Origin of the sequence: Flavobacterium azooxidireducens, from assembly GCF_023195775.1 — a bacterium.
GTDB classification, from domain to species: Bacteria; Bacteroidota; Bacteroidia; order Flavobacteriales; family Flavobacteriaceae; genus Flavobacterium; species Flavobacterium azooxidireducens.
The window spans coordinates 2,205,610-2,226,417 of sequence record NZ_CP096205.1; the positions used below are offsets into that span (position 1 = coordinate 2,205,610).

Annotated in this window: 11 protein-coding genes; 3 read left to right on the forward strand and 8 right to left on the reverse strand. The window is 35.4% G+C overall.

What is annotated here, in order from left to right; all coding sequences use genetic code 11:
• The first annotated feature begins 49 nt into the window (after positions 1 to 49).
• Positions 50 to 3,529, forward strand: coding sequence for a T9SS type B sorting domain-containing protein (locus M0M57_RS09625; RefSeq protein WP_248432840.1), 3,480 nt, complete (start codon positions 50 to 52; stop codon positions 3,527 to 3,529).
• Position 3,530: 1 nt separating this feature from the next.
• Here M0M57_RS09625 and M0M57_RS09630 read toward each other — a convergent pair whose 3' ends face one another.
• The 8 genes from M0M57_RS09630 to gcvP form a co-directional block, all read right to left on the reverse strand.
• Complete coding sequence (locus tag M0M57_RS09630; protein ID WP_248432841.1) at positions 3,531 to 4,295, reverse strand: ABC transporter ATP-binding protein; 765 nt, start codon at positions 4,293 to 4,295, stop codon at positions 3,531 to 3,533.
• Positions 4,292 to 5,035, reverse strand: a complete 744-nt coding sequence (locus tag M0M57_RS09635; protein ID WP_248432842.1) for an MlaE family ABC transporter permease — start codon at positions 5,033 to 5,035, stop codon at positions 4,292 to 4,294. The genes M0M57_RS09630 and M0M57_RS09635 overlap by 4 nt, the downstream gene beginning before the upstream one ends.
• A gap of 107 nt (positions 5,036 to 5,142) precedes the next feature.
• On the reverse strand, positions 5,143 to 5,580 hold the full coding sequence (locus M0M57_RS09640; protein WP_248432843.1) for a lipocalin-like domain-containing protein: 438 nt from the start codon (positions 5,578 to 5,580) through the stop codon (positions 5,143 to 5,145).
• A gap of 59 nt (positions 5,581 to 5,639) precedes the next feature.
• A complete protein-coding gene (locus M0M57_RS09645; protein WP_248432844.1) occupies positions 5,640 to 6,494 on the reverse strand; it encodes a glycosyltransferase family 2 protein in 855 nt (284 codons plus the stop codon).
• A 45-nt stretch (positions 6,495 to 6,539) separates the two neighbouring features.
• Positions 6,540 to 7,061, reverse strand: coding sequence for a class I SAM-dependent methyltransferase (locus M0M57_RS09650; RefSeq protein WP_248432845.1), 522 nt, complete (start codon positions 7,059 to 7,061; stop codon positions 6,540 to 6,542).
• 201 nt (positions 7,062 to 7,262) lie between these two features.
• Complete coding sequence (locus M0M57_RS09655; RefSeq protein ID WP_248432846.1) at positions 7,263 to 8,321, reverse strand: 3-oxoacyl-ACP synthase III family protein; 1,059 nt, start codon at positions 8,319 to 8,321, stop codon at positions 7,263 to 7,265.
• A 127-nt stretch (positions 8,322 to 8,448) separates the two neighbouring features.
• On the reverse strand, positions 8,449 to 8,826 hold the full coding sequence (locus tag M0M57_RS09660; RefSeq protein ID WP_248432847.1) for a group III truncated hemoglobin: 378 nt from the start codon (positions 8,824 to 8,826) through the stop codon (positions 8,449 to 8,451).
• Positions 8,827 to 8,897: 71 nt separating this feature from the next.
• On the reverse strand, positions 8,898 to 11,741 hold the full coding sequence (gene gcvP / locus M0M57_RS09665; RefSeq protein WP_248432848.1) for an aminomethyl-transferring glycine dehydrogenase: 2,844 nt from the start codon (positions 11,739 to 11,741) through the stop codon (positions 8,898 to 8,900).
• Positions 11,742 to 12,031: 290 nt separating this feature from the next.
• On the opposite strand from gcvP, the gene M0M57_RS09670 reads away from it, so the two are divergent.
• Together M0M57_RS09670 and M0M57_RS09675 are read left to right on the forward strand one after the other, a co-directional pair.
• Positions 12,032 to 15,379: a CotH kinase family protein gene (locus tag M0M57_RS09670; RefSeq protein ID WP_248432849.1), complete on the forward strand. Its 3,348-nt coding sequence runs from the start codon at positions 12,032 to 12,034 to the stop codon at positions 15,377 to 15,379.
• A 149-nt stretch (positions 15,380 to 15,528) separates the two neighbouring features.
• A complete protein-coding gene (locus M0M57_RS09675; protein ID WP_248432850.1) occupies positions 15,529 to 20,715 on the forward strand; it encodes a putative Ig domain-containing protein in 5,187 nt (1,728 codons plus the stop codon).
• Positions 20,716 to 20,808 lie beyond the last annotated feature (93 nt).

The window sequence follows — 20,808 nt, forward strand, 5'->3', positions numbered from 1 at the left end:
TTTTTACAATTCTTTTTCTTACTTTTCATTCCTAATTAAATATTTTAAGATGAGCAAATTGGCATTAATAAACCGAAAATTTTTGTTTTTACTTTTTTTTCATCTTTTTTTCTTTAATTTTTCGTTTGCTCAACTCAGTGACTTTACTCTACAAGTCGCATCAACAAATGAAACGTGTACTGCAAATGGAACGCTAACTTTTACTGTTTCAGGAATTACTGCCGGGGCAAGTGTTACTTATTCTGTCTATAAATTACCTGATTTAATAACGCCTGTAGCTGTTTTAAATACATCTACGTTAAATGGCTTAACCTCAGGAACTTATACAGTAATAGCAACTCAGACATTCGGGGCGTTAAGTAATTCGCAGGTGCAAACAGTTGATATTCAGGATTTAACAGTTGTGTTAACCTATCAATTGATAGGACAAAATGAATTATGTGGGTCTGATGGAGTGATTAGTGTTAATGTGCTCACCGGAACAGCACAATCGTATGAAATTATTTCTGGACCTGTAACTGTTCCATTGCAAACAACTAATGTCTTTACAGGATTAACAGGAGGAACATACGTAGTTCGAGTTTTTGATGTTTGTGGAGATGCCTCTGTGCAAACATTCATCTTGTTTTCTTCACAAACAAGCTTAACTGTAGAAGTAGAATCTGGAGCAGAATGGTTGAACTGTACTACTTCAACAGTGGCACTTTCTGTTTTGCCTGGTAATGGAATGATTGTTTATCCACTTACGATTCAGTTCACTATTAATCCTCCAAATGCTAATCAGATTATTATAAATCAAACAATTAATTCATTAGGAGAAGAATATATTATTGTTCAAGGCTATCAAATTTTTGACGGCGAAACATATAGTTACTCATACACTATCACTGACGCTTGCGGAAATGAAGTTACAGGAGATGGTTCATTAACACATTCTAATCCATCCCCTGCAGCTTTAGAACTTGAAAAAAATTGTGAAGAAATTTCATATTATATTAATCATGCACAAAGTGCAACCATAATTAGTGCTCCAGCTACCTATCTGACAAATGCAATCCCATACACTATGCCAATTGGAGGCAATGGGTTTCCGGTAACCGGTTTTTTAGTTGAGGGCAACTATGTTATAACTGGTGTAGATATATGCGGAAATGATTTTCAGTTGTCTATTCAAGTTCAAATTCCTGAACCAGAACCACCAACTGCCATTGAAATTGATTCTGCTTGTCAAGGAAAATCTTACTTTATAGATAAAGCAGTAAGTGCTACTATAATAAGTGCCCCAGATACATACACAACAAATACTATCCCGTATATTTTGCCAATTGGCGAAAATGGTTTTCCAATAACAGGATATTTATCACCCGGAACTTATACTCTTTTAGTCTTAGATAGTTGCGATAATGAATTTGAAATTGCAATTATTGTTAGCAATCCAAATGCTGTAGCCCCAATAGTTTTTGTAATTGAGGGTTGCGAAGTAGGCTTTGGTTCGTTAAATTTAAATGGAATCAATACATTTCAATCGGTTGTTTTAATTACTGCTCCGCAAAGTTTTCCCTTTCCTCTTCCGTACAATGTTAGTTCCAATATTAATATAAATGGTGATTTAATTCTCACAGGATTACCGGCTGGGGATTATGTTTTCGAATGGATTGATGTTTGTGGTGCTCAATCCTCCAGTAATGTTACAATTCAAGGGTATTCTTTCTCCACCAATGTAGAAGTTTTTGAAAATTGTGGTTCCTTTGATTTAGGGTTGTATCATACCAGTAATAATTTTGCAGCTCCATCATTTTGGTTGCAAAAATATGATCCGGTATCAGGAAATTGGGGACATCCACTTACTGGAGTTGTTTATGTAGATGGAACTCAACTAACGGCAACAAACTCTATAAATTTGATGAACAATACCATTAATTATAATTTACCCTATTTTGGGCAATTTAGAATTATGAAACGATATCAAGTTGTTAGTAACGGAAATATTGCTCAATATTGTAATGAGTTTCTTTATGAATTTGAATTCACAGGTTTACCAAGAATAAACAATATTTACAGCTTCTCTTGTGGCAACAATTTACGAGATGTTATTGTAGATGCATCGGGAGTTCCACCTTTGTTATATAGAATTATTGAAAAAAACGGTAATCCTTTTTTAATTGAAAACGCAAATTCAACCACTTTTCTTTCATTAGAAATCGGAATTTATACTTTTCAAATCGAAGATAGTTGTGGAAATTTAAGAAATAGTGAATTTGAAATTTCTGAATCTGTTTTGTTTGAAATAGTGCCCTCATCCATTTGTATAGGTGAAACAGTAACTTTATTAACACCCAATTTCTCTTTTTTAACTTATCAGTGGTGGCTGAATGATAATTCTTCGGTTATTATTAGTACTTCAAATTCGTTGGTAATCCCAAATTATTCACCCGCACTTCATAATGGAGTATATCATGTACTTATAACCAATCCAAACAATCCAAGTAGTTGTATTAACTTAGAATTAGAATTTGAAATTAATTCAACCGACATATTGCCCGAAGCAGGAGAAGGATCTAATGAAACTTTTTGTGGACCGCAGGCTACTTTAGATTTGTTTACATTTTTATCCGGAACATATTCAACCGCAGGAGTTTGGACAGAAATTACAACAAGCGGCACTCTTAATCAAAACAATTGGGATACCAGTAATTTAAGTCCTGGAGAATATCAATTTACATATAGAGTAGAAGGAAATTGTGATTCTTTTGACGAATCATTTGTGAATATTACCATTTTAGAAACGCCTGAAAGCCCAATTGCTTCAGTTGATTCGCTAATTTGTGAAAGTAATTCTGTTCAACTTTATGCTACAACAATTCCAGATGCAGTTTATCAATGGGTTGGGCCAAACGGATTTTCATCCAATGAACAAAATCCAATCATTGATTCAATTTCTTCAGTAAATAATGGAACATATACGGTTTCAATTGAAACAAATGGCTGCCCATCCACTCCATCATCAGTTGAGGTTCTTGTTAGTGAAGTGCCTGAATTTAGTTTGGAAAATCTCTGTATTAACGACAGAATGATGGTTACGGCTTCACATTCAGGCCAAACACTTGATAATCCAAATCTAATTTTTTCATGGACTGGACCAAACGGATTTACAAGTTCTCAAAATCCGATAGATATAACTGGGCTTACAAAAGGAATTTATACATTAACTATAACCAATGAATTTGGTTGCTCTGCAGAAGAGTTTATTGATATCACGAAAACAATTTGTACTATTCCTAAAGGATTATCACCAAATGGTGATGGTCTTAACGATACATTTGATTTAACTGATTTAGGCGAAAACCTAAAAGTGAAAATTTATAATCGATATGGTATGGTGGTTTATGAACTTGATGGTTATGTAAATCAATGGCGAGGACAAGACAAAAGAGGAAATCTATTGCCAAGTGCAACCTACTATTATTATGTTGAATTTGATAATGGAGAAGGAAGAACGGGCTGGGTTTATTTAACAACAACCGAATAGTTTATTCTCCTTTGTTCTGAGCTTTTCTGATTTTTTTGAATAAATTAGAGGAATAGACAAAATCAACAATGGCTTCGTTGTCTGTTTTGAAGATGTCTTTTTTCGTGCCTTCCCAAGCAAGAATTCCTTCTTTAAGGAAGATGATTTTTTCGCCAATTTCCATCACAGAGTTCATGTCGTGGGTATTGATAACGGTTGTAATGTCGTATTCTTCTGTAATTTCTTTAATCAAATTATCAATTACTATCGCTGTTTTAGGGTCTAATCCGGAGTTGGGTTCGTCACAAAAAAGATATTTAGGCTTGTTCACAATTGCTCTGGCAATCGCAACCCTTTTTTGCATACCACCCGAAATTTCAGAAGGTTTCTTTTTATGAGCATCCACTAAATTTACTCTTTTTAAAACAAAATCAACGCGTTCTTGAATTTCTTTTGGCGTTTGTTTGGTAAACATTTTCAACGGAAAACCAACATTTTCTTCCACGGTCATGCTGTCAAACAAAGCACTTCCTTGAAAAACCATTCCAATTTCTGTGCGTAAAGCTCTTTTTTCATCGGCAGATAATTCAGAATAAATTCTTCCGTCAAACGAAATTGTTCCTGAGTCTGGCGAATGAATTCCTAATAATGTTTTAAGTAAAACAGTTTTTCCTGAACCACTTTGACCAATAATTAAGTTGGTTTTCCCCGTTTCAAAAACAGAGGAAATTCCTTTTAAAACTTTATGTTCGCCAAATGACTTTTCTATGTTTTTAATTTCTATCATTTGCTCAACAATAATTGGGTTAAAATATAATTGGCCAATATAATTGCCACCGAAGACCAAACAAAGGATACGGTACTCGCTTTACCAACTTCTAAAGCTCCACCTTTCATATAATAGCCGTGATAAGATGGAATGGTCGCCAAAATAATGGCAAAAATCATCGTTTTAATAAATGCATACGCAATATGAAACGGAATAAATTCTGTTTGTAATCCCATAATAAATTCGTCACTGGAAGTGAAACCACCGTAAACTCCGGCCATCCAGCCGCCTAAAATCCCTAAGAACATACTAATACCAATCACAAAAGGATAGAGTAGAAGGGCAATTATTTTTGGGAAAACCAAATAGTTTAATGAATTGACTCCCATTACTTCCAATGCGTCGATTTGCTCGGTAACTCGCATCGTTCCAATACTTGAAGTGATAAACGAACCCATTTTTCCGGCCATGATGATGGAAATAAACGTTGGAGCAAATTCCAGAATAACCGATTGTCTTGTGGCAAAACCAATGAGGTATTTTGGTATTAATGGATTGGTAAGGTTCAATGCCGTTTGAATGGCTACAACTCCGCCAACAAAGAAGGAGATGAAAGCAACAATTCCTAAAGAACCAATAATTAAATCATCGATTTCTTTAAAGATTAACGTCCTCATCGCACTCCATTTGAGTGGTTTGTTGAAGACTTCTTTCAGCATCAGGAAATATTTCCCTATGTGTGTAAGCATTTTTAGCATAAAGCAAAAATAGGAAAAAGTTTCGGTTTTGGGATTTGAACGGTGCTTTTTAAAACAAAAAAAACCGCCTTAGTTAAAAAGCGGGTTGATCTTTCTTAAAAATGAAATTAGTTAATTCTTTTTAAAACGATAAGAGCAGCAGCTCCATCTGGAATCTCCTCATTTTCTCCTTCATATAAGAGCCTGAATTTCAAAGTAGTATCGGAAATTGAAACGATTTCAATTGTTTCATCACTATTTGATGTCAATACATTTCCATTTCTCGTGTAAGTAGCATTATCAATTTCTTCAATACAGCCACCAGAACCATTACTTGAGAACGTGTGGTTTGTGGTTGTGTTACTTGTAAATACAATGTAATCTTTTGTGCAACCAGAGGTGTGTTCGTAATCAAAAAGGAATTCTTGTCCAGCAAATGAATATCCATATTTTGAAAATTCCCATTTTCCTTCTAATGATGCAGATGAGTTGTCATCGTCGTTAGAACAAGATGTAATTGACGTTAATGAAACGCAAGCAACTAATAATAAAATTAATTTTTTCATGTTTTGTCTTTTATTGTTGGCAAATATAATTTTTTTTCAAATAAATAAGATTTTTTTTATTAAAATATTCGAATTTTTTCTTTAATCTTATGTATGCGATATTTTTTTATAAATTTTGCTTGTTCAGATGTGACTAAAAGCGGCTTTTTTGCTGATTTTGCTTTCCAAAAACCTTGAAGGTAATCGAAAAATAAGAAAGGTTTTTTCTTGAGCAGAGCCAATTTTAAAGAAGCAATAGCCGTGATCCAAAAACCATATCCCAAACTATAAAACGCTTCACCTTGTTTAAATCGTGCGGCTTGGTTGTAATTGGCTCCGGTAGGTTTGAGGTGTTTGACTTGTAAGGATGAATCGGTTACGAATTTCCAATTGTAGAATTTACAAAGCAATTCGTCTACGGTATCCCAACCCATTGCCGGTTTTAATCCGCCAATTTCTTCAAAACAGGCTTTTCGGTAGGCTTTGAATGCTCCGCGTATGTGGTCTTTGTCGGTTAGATTTTCTAAAATCCATTCGCCATTTTTTTCGATGTAAGCAAATCCACCGACCATTCCAATTGATGAATCGGATTGAAAATGGTTGATAATTGTTTCGAAATAATTGGGAGGAAAAATTAAATCGGCATCGGCTTTTACGATAAAATCATAGTTGTCATCTACTGTTTCTAATCCTTTATTGAAGGCATGAATGACTTTACTTCCCGGAAGATGAATGGCTTCGGAATTTTTGTTTACCAAAGAAATAAAAGCATGTTTTTCAACAAAGGATTTTATGATTTCTTCGGTTTTATCTGTTGAACCATCATTCACCACCACCACTTTGGAAGGCAAAACCGTTTGTTCCACTAGCGACTGTAAAGTGAGTGAAATAAATTTTTCTTCGTTAAAAGTTGGTATGATGATATAATATTTCATTTTGAAAACTACAATTTTTGAAATTGAATTTTGAAATTGATATTGTTATTGACGAACTGCGTAAACCAAATAATACCGATTCGTAAAATACCTTAATATAGGACGAAACCCAATTTTATTAGTGGGATGCGTAAACCTCACACTATCCACAATTTTAAACCCGTTTTTTTCTAAAAGCCAATCGAGTTGCCAGTCTTCAAATTCGTGGTAATGGCGATCCCATTGATCTGTTTTGCTGCGGTAGGCCGATGAAAACCATAGTCGTAGCGGAATGGAGATGAATAGTTTGTCGCATTTTACATTTTGTAAAACGGTGTATGGATTGAGTAAATGTTCGAAAATTTCAAAAGCGGTTACGGTAGAATAATTCTCGTTTTGCAAGGTAGATTGGTCGTTGTCTAAATCTTCGCCGATGGTGTTTTTAACAGAAAAACCATTTTCTTTCATGATGGTTGAAAACGGATTTTCTACTCCTAAATCGAGAATGGTTTCTGATTTAGAAAGGTGTTTTTCCAGAAATTCAAGGGTAATTTTGAATCGTTTGTTGGGAAATGTTTTTTCGTACATGGTTTGTTTTTCGTGACACAAATGTACTAAATAATTTGATGTTGGCACGATGTAGCCCTGATTGAAGTGAAAAGCCTTGTGAAGCAAAAACTGATTTTTTCTTGCTGACCCAAAGCGACCTTGGGAGCTCTTGGGGCGGCTTAGAAAAAACAGTTTTTGCAAACAAGCTTGTAACGGAAAGCAGGATTAGCTCCTGAGAAATTACATTCTATAAACAAATGCATTGATGTTCATTCCGGAACCTACCGAGGCAAAAATGACGATGTCGCCTTTGTTTACCGATTGGTTTTCGAGTTGACCTTTCATGAGTAAATCATACAAAGTTGGGATGGTTGCCACACTGGAATTGCCCAAATGATGGATGCTCATCGGCATTATGTTTTCCGGAGTGGGCAAGTTATAGAGTTTAAAAAAGCGTTCGATAATGGCTTCGTCCATTTTTTCGTTGGCTTGATGAATGAGGATTTTTTTAACGTCGTGTATCGAAATTCCACTTTCGTCTAAGCATTCTTTCATGGCTTTTGGTACTTGACTTAATGCAAATTCATATATTTTTCGACCGTGCATTTTGATGTATCGGACATCCGGATCGTGGGTTTTGTTGAACGAATCACCAAAAAAGAGGTAATAGGCTTCGTCGTAGGTGAACGTTGCGGTAGTGTGAGTTAGAATTCCACCTTCTTCATTGGTGGTTTCCAAGATGGTTGCTCCTGCACCATCGGAATAGATCATGCTGTCGCGGTCGTGTCTGTCGACAACACGCGAAAGGGTTTCGGCACCAATCACAAGGCATTTTTTTGCCATTCCGGCTTTGATGAATGCTTGTGCTTGAATGATTCCTTCTATCCAACCCGGGCAACCAAAAAGCACGTCGTAGGCCACGCATTTTGGGTTTTTAATTCGCAAACTGTGCTTTACGCGTGAAGCTAAACTAGGTAACAAATCGGCTTGAATAGCTCCTTTTTTTACATCACCAAAGTTATGGGCAAAAATGATGTAATCTAAGGTTTCCGGGTCAATTTTAGCATCTTCAATTGCTTTTTTAGCGGCTATGAATGCGATGTCTGACGTTAATAAATCATCGGTAACATATCGTCTTTCTTGTATTCCGGTGATTTCTAAGAATTTTTCTGCGACAACTTCGTTGGGTTGCGAAAACGGTGTACCGTCGCTGTTAAGAAATTGGTGTTGAGCAAAGTCTAAATTAGTTACCGTTTCTGTTGGAATATAGCTTCCTGACCCAGTTATTTTGATATTCATACTTTATTGTGGTATAGAGAGCGAAATTATCAATAATAAACGTAAAAATATAGGATAAAACTATTCTTGTGATGATTATTGTGAATTATACAGATTTATAGATTAAAAATTATACAACTCTTAATTTTTAGCTTTTATTTTGCGATATCTTTATCTGCATAACGGTAGCGATACTGAGTGCTTGGGTTTTGATTTTCTCTGCGTTTTCACCTTTGAAATTTTCATCTACGGAGTTATTAAAATGAGTGAGCCAAATTTTAAATAACTCAGGCGATAAATATTCTTTTTCGTTAATGTCTAAATGTATTTGCGTCAGGTTTTTTGTATAACCACCCGTGCCTAAAATGCCTTGCGACCAAAATGTGACCAAAATAGGAAGATGCTCTTCTATTTTTATTTTCACAACATCAGTAAAAATATAGCTGATTCGTTCATCGGCTAAGAGTTTTTTGTAGAATTCGTCTACCAAATGGTAGAGGTCTTGTTGGGTTTGGATGTCGTTCATAAGGTAGTTTAGTTTCAGGTTTCAAGTTTCAAGTTGCGAAAACTTGAAACCTGAAACTTGAAACAAATTTATTACATATATGCTTCAATCGGAGCACAGCTACAAACCAAATTTCTATCGCCATACGCTTCATCTACACGACGAACGGTTGGCCAGAATTTGTTTTCTGCAATATAATCCAATGGAAAAGCGGCTTGTTCTCTTGTGTACGGAAAAACCCAACTGTCATTTGTAACCATTGCCAACGTGTGCGGAGCATTTCGTAACACATTATTTGCCTCTTCTTTGGTTGCTGTTTCAATTTCTTTTCGAATGGAAATCATGGCGTCAGAAAAACGGTCTAATTCAGCTAAATCTTCTGATTCTGTTGGTTCAATCATCAACGTTCCTGCTACCGGAAACGAAACGGTTGGAGCATGGAAGCCATAATCCATTAAACGTTTGGCTATGTCGGTAACTTTGATGCCTTTTTCTTCAAAACCTCTGCAATCTAAAATCATTTCGTGTGCCGCTCTGCCCATTTCTCCGGAATATAAAATTGGATAATGTGCTTCTAAACGGGTTTTCATATAGTTTGCATTTAAAATAGCAAATTGAGTTGCACTTTTTAAACCTTCTGCACCCAACATCGTGATGTAGCCATACGAAATTAAACACACCAACGCAGAACCATAAGGAGCAGCAGAAATAGCTGTGATGGCCTGACTTCCTCCTGTTGGAATGATTGGGTTAGTCGGCAAAAACGGTACTAATTTTTCGTTCACACAAATTGGACCAACACCCGGACCACCACCTCCATGCGGAATAGCGAATGTTTTGTGTAGGTTTAAGTGACAAACATCTGCACCAATGGTAGCCGGATTGGTTAAACCTACTTGTGCATTCATGTTAGCACCATCCATATAAACCAAACCACCATTTTCATGAATTATTTTTGTGATTTCGCAGATTGCACTTTCAAAAACGCCGTGCGTAGATGGATAAGTAACCATTAAACAGGAAAGATTGGCAGCGTGTTCAATAGCTTTTGCACGAACATCTTCTACGTCGATATTTCCGTTTTCCATGGTTTTGGTTACGATGATTTCCATTCCTGCCATTGCAGCCGAAGCCGGATTTGTTCCGTGTGCCGAAGCCGGTATTAAACACACATTTCTGTGGTTGTCGCCTCTTGATAAATGATAAGCTCTAATAGCCATCAAGCCGGCATATTCGCCTTGAGCACCGGAGTTAGGTTGCAAGGTTGTTCCTTGAAAACCGGTTACTACGTTTAATTGATGCTCTAATTTTTTAAGCATGATTTGATAACCTCCTGCTTGTTCAATTGGGGCAAAAGGGTGAATGCTGTTCCAGTTTGCCATTGATAAAGGCAACATTTCGGCAGCAGCGTTTAATTTCATCGTACAAGATCCTAACGAAATCATCGAATGATTTAACGATAAATCTTTGCGTTCTAATTTTTTGATATATCGCATTAATTGCGATTCAGAATGATGGTTGTTGAAAACTTCGTGTTGTAAGAAAGCAGACTTTCTTACTAAGTTTTCAGGAACCATTGACTCATTAGCTAATTGATTAATTGCCTCATTATCTTTGCCAACTGCTTCAGCAAAAATGGAAATAATTTGATTAATATCTTTGATAGAAGTGGTCTCGTTTATTGAAATGGAAATAGTTTCGACATCCACATAAAAGAAATTCACTTCGTGTTTTTCGGCAATTGCTTTTACTTTAGAAGCATCGGCTTTTACTGAAATGGTGTCAAAGAAAGCGGTGTTGGTTTGATAAACACCTAATTTGTTAAGAGCTTCTGCTAATGTAACTGCCGAAGCGTGTACTTTATCAGCAATATATTGTAAACCTTTTGGGCCATGAAAAACAGCATACATTCCGGCCATCACTGCCAATAAAACTTGAGCAGTACAAATGTTGGAAGTTGCCTTTTCACGTTTAATGTGTTGTTCGCGGGTTTGAAGAGCCATTCGTAACGCACGATTTCCGTTGGTGTCAATCGTTACACCAATAATTCTTCCGGGCATGGAGCGTTTATATTCTTCTTTGGTGGCAAAAAAAGCGGCATGAGGTCCGCCGTATCCCATCGGTATTCCGAAACGTTGTGTTGTTCCCACCACTACATCGGCACCCATTTCTCCCGGAGGAGTTAATTTTACTAACGATAAAATATCGGCAGCCACAGCTACTTTTATTTCATTTGCTTTTGCTTTTGCAATAAAACCGGCATAGTCGTTAACTTGACCAAATTTCCCGGGATATTGTAAAATCGCTCCAAAATAGTCTGAAGAAAAGTCAAAATTTTCATGATTTCCAACTACTAATTCTACGCCAATTGGTGTAGAACGCGTTTGAAGAACCGATAATGTTTGAGGTAAAATTTCTTCGGAAACAAAGAATTTATTTACGTTGTTTTTCTTTTGGTCGCGAGAACGAACGTCAAACAAAAGAGCCATGGCTTCTGCGGCTGAGGTTCCTTCGTCTAACAAGGAAGCGTTGGCAATTTCCATTCCGCTTAATTCGATAACGGTGGTTTGAAAATTCAGAATCGCTTCTAAACGGCCTTGAGCAATTTCTGCTTGATAAGGCGTGTAGGCAGTGTACCAACCCGGATTTTCAAAAATATTCCGTTGAATTACTGCCGGAATAATGGTAGGATGGTAGCCCAAACCAATGTATGATTTGAAAACTTTATTCTTTTTGCCAAGTTCTTGAATATGATTCAAATATTCATATTCGGTCATGGCAGGATCTAATTCTAAATCTTTTTTAAGACGAATGTCGTCTGGAATAGTTTCGTAGATAAGTTGATCAAAACTTTCAACTCCAATTGTTTTAAACATGTGATTTAAGTCGCTCTCACGTGGACCTAAATGGCGTAAAGCAAATGCATCTGTTTTCATGTATTTTCTTAAGGGTAAATGTGTGTTGTTAATGAAACCGAAACGGGTTCAGTTTTAAGCACACAAAAGTAATTATTAGTCTTCTAATTATTAGTTAAACAACGGCTAATATTTTTAGAATTTTTCAACCAAAAAAGCAGTTTATCAACAAATTTTTATGATTTGGAAGATTTGGGTTTGCTAAAAATTGAATTTTGGTAGTTTAACGAGAATTGAATGTATTACAACGAGTATGTTGCCATAATGTTAATTTCTTGTTTAATTTCGATAAAATTTAATGATATCAAATTATGAAAAAAATTACTTTTCTAACATTTTTACTTTTAACTTTTTTTCAGTTAAGTGCTCAAAATGTTGTGATTAACGAAATTATTACATCAAACTCAACAGTAATAACTGATGATGACGGGAGTTATGAAGATTGGGTGGAATTATACAACACCGGAACAGAAGCCATTAATTTAGAAGGCTACGGGTTAACAGATTTATCTACAAATCCATATCAATGGGTTTTTCCAGCGTATTGGATCGAACCGGGCGAACATTTACTTGTTTGGTGTTCAGATAAAAATAGAACTGATATTAATTTTCCATTACATACTAATTTTAAAATTAGTTCGGGTGGCGAGGTAATTACGCTAACAAAACCAAACGGTGATGTTGAAGATAGTTATCCGGCTGTTTTGGTGCCACAAAATTTCACTTACGGAAGGCAAACAGATGGTTCTGCTATTTTTGTATATTTTCCTGTGCCAACTCCCGGTGAAACCAACAATACATCAACTGGTTATACAGATGTTTTAGATCCGCCAAGTTTTTCTGCAAATGGAGGTTTTTATACAACAAGTTTTGGATTAACAATTAGTCATCCTGATCCTGAAGTAACGATTGTTTATACCACAGATGGTTCTGATCCCAACATTGATAATTTGGCAGGAACCACTTATCAATACAAAAATGAATATCCTTATGAAGTGGGGCAATTGCCATCGGAAACATTTTTGACGAAAAGTTTTCAATCGATGCAATATTCTGCTCCGCTAACCATTGTGGATAGAACAAGCGAACCGAATGATATTTCAACGATTTCATCTACCTATGATGCTGATCCATCTTATTATATTCCTGATTTTAATATTTTCAAAGGAACAGTTGTTCGTGCCAGAGCTTATAAAGCGGGAGCATTAACGAGTGATATTGTTACCGAAAGTTATTTTGTTTCTCCTGAAGGAACAGACCGTTTCTCGATTCCGGTTATCTCATTAAGTGTGGATGAAAATAAATTTTTTGATTATAATGATGGAATTTACGTTGCTGGTGAAGATTTTGATAATTGGCGTTTAGAAAATCCTAATACACCAACTTTATTTAATGGAGAAGGAAATTATGATCGTTCCGGTGATACAACCGAACAAATTGGTCATTTCAATTATTTTGTTAATGGAGGAGAAGTGTTAAGTCAACGGGTTGGAATTCGTATTAACGGAGGAGGAACCAGAACTTATCAAAACAAATCGTTACGATTATATGCACGATCAGAGTTAGGAGCAAGCACTTTTGATTATCCAATTTTTCCAAATGAGGATTTTGATAGTTACAAAAGATTGGTTTTGAGAAATTCAGGAAATGACTTTTTTAACACTTATTATAAAGATGCATTTACACACGAATTAATTGAAAAAACAGGTTTGGATAATCAAGCGTATCAACCTTCTGTTGTTTTTTTAAACGGAGAATATTGGGGAATGCTAAATATCAGAGAACGTTTAGACAGACATTATTTTGAGAGAAAATATGGAATTGTTGAAGCTGATATTGAAATTTTAGCCGATGGTTATGTAATTGATGAGGGTAGCGATGCTCATTTTCAAGCTATGTATTCGTATTTTCAAAATAATTCTTTAGTTGATGATGCTAATTTATCTTATATCAATACCCAAATGGATGTTGATAATTTTAGAGATTATTTTATTACTAATATCTTTATTCAAAACACCGATTGGCCGGGTTGGAATACGTTGTTTTGGAGAAAGAAAACAGCCGCTTTTGAACCTGATGCTCCTTATGGAAACGATGGTAGATGGAGAACAGCCATCAAAGATACTGATGCAGGTTTTAGTCTGATGTTGGATATAAACGACCACAACACTTTAGAATTTGCAACTGCGTTAGGAGGTCCAATTTGGCCAAATCCGGAATGGTCAACGTTAATTTTACGACGATTATTAGAAAACGAAGCGTTTGAATTAAGTTTTATCAATCGTTTTGCTGATATGATGAACACGTTCTTTTTACCGGAAAGAGTGGTTGATTTATCCAATCAATTTGCAGCGGTAATTGAACCTGAAATTGCGGAACAGTACAATCGTTGGGCTGCTCCATACAGTTTTGCTTGGTGGTTAGAAAGTCAAAATGTGGTGGAAACATTTGCCATAGAAAGACCGGATTACCAAAGAGAACACATTCGTGCGAAGTTTGGAATTTCAAACGATATTAATGCAACTTTAGATGTAAATGATGATACAAATGGGTATGTGAAAATCAATACTATTAATATTACATCAGATACTCCGGGCGTTTCAGCAAATCCTTATCCTTGGACAGGAATTTACTTTCACAACATTCCTGTAACGTTAACTGCCATTCCGTTAGAAGGTTTTACTTTCAGTCATTGGAGTGGCGATGTGGATAGTACTGATGCTGAAATTACCTATACTCCAACCGGAAATTTCTCAGTTACTGCGAATTTTATTCCTGCTGAAGTTCCTGCAACCGAAGAACCAATTTATTTTTGGATGATGGATGGAAGTGTAACAAACGACACACCACTAACCGCTTTAAATTCATCTTTTGAAGTAGGAACAGAAGGTGTTTTAAACTATCAATCTTGTTTGGTAGGTTATCCATTTGATAATACACATCCAAATTGGAGAAAAGCTTCGATGGAAAGAAGAAATAGCCCAACCGACATTAATTATATGCCGGAAGCTAATAATAATTTACCGTTTGCTACTTCTAATATGAGAGGTTTACAAATCAAACAACCTTTCCAAAATGAAGGTTTTGAAAATGCAATGATTTTCAGTTTTTCAACTTTAGGTTATGAAGATATTGTGTTTGGTTTTGCTGCCAAAGATGAAAATGCTGCCGATGGAATTGTGATGGATTATTCAGTAGATGGTTCAACTTTCACCAATGCCGGATTAGCCAATTCAAACATGCCATTAACAGCAACTTATCAATTATTTGAAACTGATTTTTCGGCTATCGCTACAGCGAACAATAACGCTAACTTTAAAGTAAGAGTTCGTTTTTCGGGAGATAATTTAACTGCCGATAATGGCGATAGAGTAACCTTTAATAACTTCAGTGCCAAAGGTGTTGAAATGCCTTTGAGTATTCCTGAAAATACAAGTTTAATTTTCAAAGTTTATCCAAACCCTGCGTCTGAAGTTTTGAATATCAATCATTCTTACAGCGATGTTACATTTAATTTATTTACCATCGATGGAAAAATAATTAAAGCCGGAAACTTAGAAAATCAACAAATCAACATTAGCGATTTACAAAGCGGAATTTATTTGTTACAATTAAGTTCTGATGGAAAATCGGAAACCAAAAAGATTGTAAAAAAATAAACTTTTATTTACATAATTAATTGAAAGGAGGGAGTTTATCCCTCCTTTTTCTTTTTATCGATTAATTGTGTAAATGGTCGATAAAACAATTGTTAAACATTAAATTAAAGTTAAATTTGAAAATATTTCCACCCATTAATTTTATGCACATGAAAAATTTTATGCGACTTTTTGTTGCCTCAATTCTTATTGCTTTTTATCAACCAACAGCTGCTCAAAGTTTAGTAGTTAATGAAGTCTTAGCTAGTAATTCTGCTGTAAACATAGATGAAGACGATAGTTATCAAGATTGGGTAGAATTGTTTAATAACACACCAAACCCGATTAATTTAGCCGGTTATGGCTTGAGCGATAACCCAAATATATTGTTTAAATGGGTTTTTCCTTCTGTAACTATAAATCCGGGTAGTTATTTGATAATCTGGTGTTCTAATAAAAACAGAACCATTCCCGGACAACCTTTGCATACTAATTTTGCTATAAGTGCAGATGGCGAAACAATTTCATTAACCAATCCAGACGGAATTGTAATTGATTTTGCTCCTCCAACTCCCATGTTAGCTAATATTTCTTTTGGTCGTTCTCCAAATGGAACTGGAAGTTTTGTGTTTTTTCAAACTCCAACTCCAGCAGCAGAAAATATAGGAGCTGGCTATACAGGAACACTAAATCCTCCTCAATTTTCTCAAAATTCAGGTTTTTTTACAACCGGATTCGATTTAACCATTTCGTCTGAAGATGAAGATGTAACTATTTTATATACCATTGATGGTTCTGAACCGGATGAAAATAATTTGGCAGGTACAACTTACAGCTATAAAAATCAGTACCCACGATTACCTGGTCAAGAATTTGGTCCATTTTTAAGTAATACGTTTGAAACCTTAACTTATACAGAACCAATCAGTATCATAGATCGTTCTCCTTTACCAAATAAGATTTCAATGATTTCTTCCACGTATGATTTTGTGGCTCCTTATCTTCCGGATGTGCCAATTTTTAAAAGCACCGTTGTGCGTGCAAAGGTGATTAAGCCCGGAGCAATGGCAAGTGATGTTGTAACCAGAAATTATTTTATTACGCCTCAAGGTAACAATCAATTTTCGTTGCCTGTTGTTTCGTTGAGTATTGATGAAGATAAATTGTTTGAATACAACGATGGAATTTATGTAGCCGGAAAAGATTTTGATACGTGGCGAACCAATAATCCAAATCAAGTTCCCGATTGGGAAATTGGAAATTTTGCCAGAAAAGGAGTTACATCAGAAAGAGAAGCAAATTTTAGCTATTTTGTTGATGGTAATGAAGTAATTAATCAGAATATTGGCATTCGAATTCGCGGAAATTATTCGAGAGTTTACCCAAGCAAATCGTTTAACTTTTATGCCAAATCGGAATATGGGGATAATGATATGGATTATGCCTTTTTTTCAGACAGAACGGATGAAAGTTATACAAGACTTTCTTTAAAAAATTCAAGTGGCGATTTTTATCATACCAATTTTAGAGACCCGTTAAATCACGAATTAATTAAAGGTTTACGAGTTCAAACAGAAGCTTATCAACCGACTATTACATTTATAAACGGAGAGTTTTATGGTATTTTAAGTTTCCGTGAAAAATATGATGACAAGTTTTTTAAACGAGTGTATAATATTGATGAAGACGAAATTGATGTTTTAGAAAATAATGCCATTGAAGAAGAAGGTGATAACGTACATTATCTTCAAATGATTAATTATGTTCAAAACAATTCATTAGCAAACGAAGAAAATTATGATTACATCCAAACACAAATGGACACCGATAATTTTCAAGATTATTTTATATCCAATATTTTCTTTCAAAATGTAGATTGGCCGGGAAATAACATTGTTTATTGGCGAAAAAGAACAGCACAATTTGAACCAACTGCACCGTATGGTTCCGATGGAAGATGGCGTTGGGCTATTCACGATATGGATTCAACTTTCGGATTAAGTGGTGGAAGTATTGCTATCAATTCGCTTGCAAACGCAACTGCAGTAGGTGGTACAAGCTGGCCAAATCCAGATTGGTCAACGTTGTTACTCAGAAAACTATTAGAAAATGATGAGTTTAAATATGAGTTTATCACTCGTTTTGCCGATGTAATGAACACCTATTTTCATACTGATAGAATTCTCACCAGAATTGAAGAAATGAAAACGGTTATCGCACCGGAAATGCCACGACAATATGTTCGATGGAAAGCACCATCAAGTGATTACAGTTGGAATTATTTTTTGAATAAATTAATTCTTTTTTCAAACGAAAGACCAGAAATTCAACGTGGACACATTCGCGATAAATTTGAAATCGCAAATGATATTGATGTTACTGTTGATGTTTCCAATGATGAGCATGGTTTTATTAAGGTGAATACGATTGAAATTGTGCCAACAATTCCCGGAATTACTGCTAATCCATATCCTTGGACAGGAATTTATTATTCTAATATTCCCGTAAAATTAAAAGCAATTGCTAAAACGGGGTATGTTTTTAGTCATTGGGAAGGAGCTTCAACCAGTACAGAAGAGGAAATTATAATTGATTCAGCCGACAGTTTTTCAGTAACTGCCGTATTTATTCCGGAAGGATTCTCGATTGAAGAAAGTGAGCCAATTTATTTTTGGATGATGAATTCAGCCTTGCCAAATGATGCTCCAATTGTTTCGATTAATTCAACTTTTGAAGTTTTAACTGAAGGTGTTTTAGATTTTCAATCGTGTTTGGAAGGCTATCCGTTTACCAATGCTCATCCCAATTGGAGAAAAGCATCGATGGAACGACGAAATAGTCCGACAGCGATAAATTATATTCCGGAAGCCAATAATAATTTAGCTTTTGGAGCTTCAAATATGCGTGGGTTACAAATCAAGCAACCTTTTCAATTTGAAGGTTTAGAAAATGCAATGCTGTTTAATTTTTCTACAGAAGGATATAAAGATATTATTTTTAGTTTTGCTGCCAAAGATGAAAATGCAGCAGATGCAATTGTTGTTGATTATTCAATTTCAGAAGGCGATCCTGTTTGGATAACCACCGATTTAACCGAAACCTCTTTGCCTCTTTCATCCGATTTTGAATTATTTGAAGTTGATTTTTCAGCTGTTTCAGGCTCGGTAAACAATCCTAATTTTAAAGTCAGATTGCGATTTACCGGTCAAAATATGACAATTGACAATGGTGACCGAGTTACTTTTAATAATTTTTCTGTGAAAGGAGTCCAGTTGCCGTTGCAATATCCTACACCAAATGTTTTTACGGTTGGTGTAGAAATTTCGCCATTGATTCCGACGGTTACAGCAGTAGCTGATAGTTATTCCATCGAACCAACTTTACCAAACGGATTAAGTTTTGATGAAACAACCGGAATTATTTCTGGGACTCCGATCGAACTTTCATCTGCAATCAATTATACAGTTACCGCAACCAATTCAGGCGGAAGCACAAGTTTTGTATTGTCGATTGAAGTGATTGATGTTGCACCATCTTCATTAACCTATTCTACACCAAATGTTTATATAATTAATGAAGCGATTTCAAATTTAGTTCCAACGATTTCAGGTGGAGCGGTTTTGAATTATTCCATTGAACCAAGTTTACAAAACGGATTAAGTTTTGATGAATCAATCGGAATTATTTCTGGAACTCCGACCGAACTTTCAGCAGTGACTGATTATACAGTAACCGCAACCAATTCTGGCGGAAGTACGAGTTTTGTTTTGTCGATTGAAGTGATTGATGTCGCACCATCTTCATTAACCTATTCTACACCAAATGTTTATACAATTAATGAAGCGATTTCAAATTTAGTTCCAACGATTTCAGGCGGAGCAGTTTTAAATTATTCCATCGAACCAAGTTTACCAAACGGATTAAGTTTTGATGAATCAACCGGAATAATTTCAGGAACACCAACTGAACTTTCATCCGCAACCAATTACACCGTAACTGCAATCAATTCTGGCGGAAGCACAAGTTTTGTTTTATCGATTGAAGTGATTGATGTAGCACCTTCTTCATTAGCGTATTCCACACCAAATGTTTATACGATAAATGAAACAATTACGAATTTAGTTCCAACAATTTCCGGTGGAGCAGTTTTGGACTATTCCATCGAACCAACTTTACCAAACGGATTAAGTTTTGATGAATCAACCGGAATAATTTCAGGAACACCAACTGAACTTTCATCCGCAACCAATTACACCGTAACTGCAATCAATTCTGGCGGAAGCACAAGTTTTGTTTTATCGATTGAAGTGATTGATGTAGCACCTTCTTCATTAGCGTATTCCACACCAAATGTTTATACGATAAATGAAACAATTACGAATTTAGTTCCAACAATTTCCGGTGGAGCAGTTTTGGACTATTCCATCGAACCAACTTTACCAAACGGATTAAGTTTTGATGAAACAACTGGAATTATTTCCGGAACACCGACCGAACTTTCATCCGCAACAGATTATACAGTTACCGCAACAAATTCTGGCGGAAGCACAAGTTTTGTTTTATCGATTGAAGTGATTGATGTTGCACCTTCTTCATTAACGTATTCCACACCAAATGTTTATACGATAAATGAAACAATTACGAATTTAGTTCCAACAATTTCCGGTGGAGCAGTTTTGGACTATTCCATCGAACCAACTTTACCAAACGGATTAAGTTTTGATGAAACAACTGGAATTATTTCCGGAACACCGACTGAACTTTCTTCAGCAACTGATTATACAGTTACCGCGACAAATTCTGGCGGAAGCACAAGTTTTATTTTGTCAATTGAAGTGATTGATGTGGCTCCTTCTTCATTAACCTATTCTACACCAAATGTTTATACAATTAATGAAGCGATTTCAAATTTAGTTCCAACGATTTCAGGCGGAGCAGTTTTAAATTATTCCATCGAACCAAGTTTACCAAACGGATTAAGTTTTGATGAATCAACCGGAATAATTTCAGGAACTCCGACTGAACTTTCTTCAGCAACAAATTACACCGTAACCGCAACCAATTCTGGTGGAAGCACGAATTTTATGTTGTCGATTGAAGTGATTGAGCCCTTATCAATCGATGATGCTTTAAAATCAGGTTTTGTACTCTATCCAAACCCGTTTGAGAGTAGTATCAATGTAATTCACTCTTTTGGAAGAGTAAATTATACTTTATATTCTTTAGATGGAAAATTAATACGAAATGGAATTTTAGATTCATCTGAATTAGTGATGCCTGAATTGCCAAACGGAACTTACTTATTACAATTAGAAACGGAAGGTAAAATTCAAAATTTCAAAATTATTAAAAAATAGATTTTTAAAAATATAAATTCAAAAGGAGTTTGTTCATTCAAGCTCCTTTTTTTTATGGCATTTTCAGTAAAAAGCTGTTTCTTGCAGAAAAAT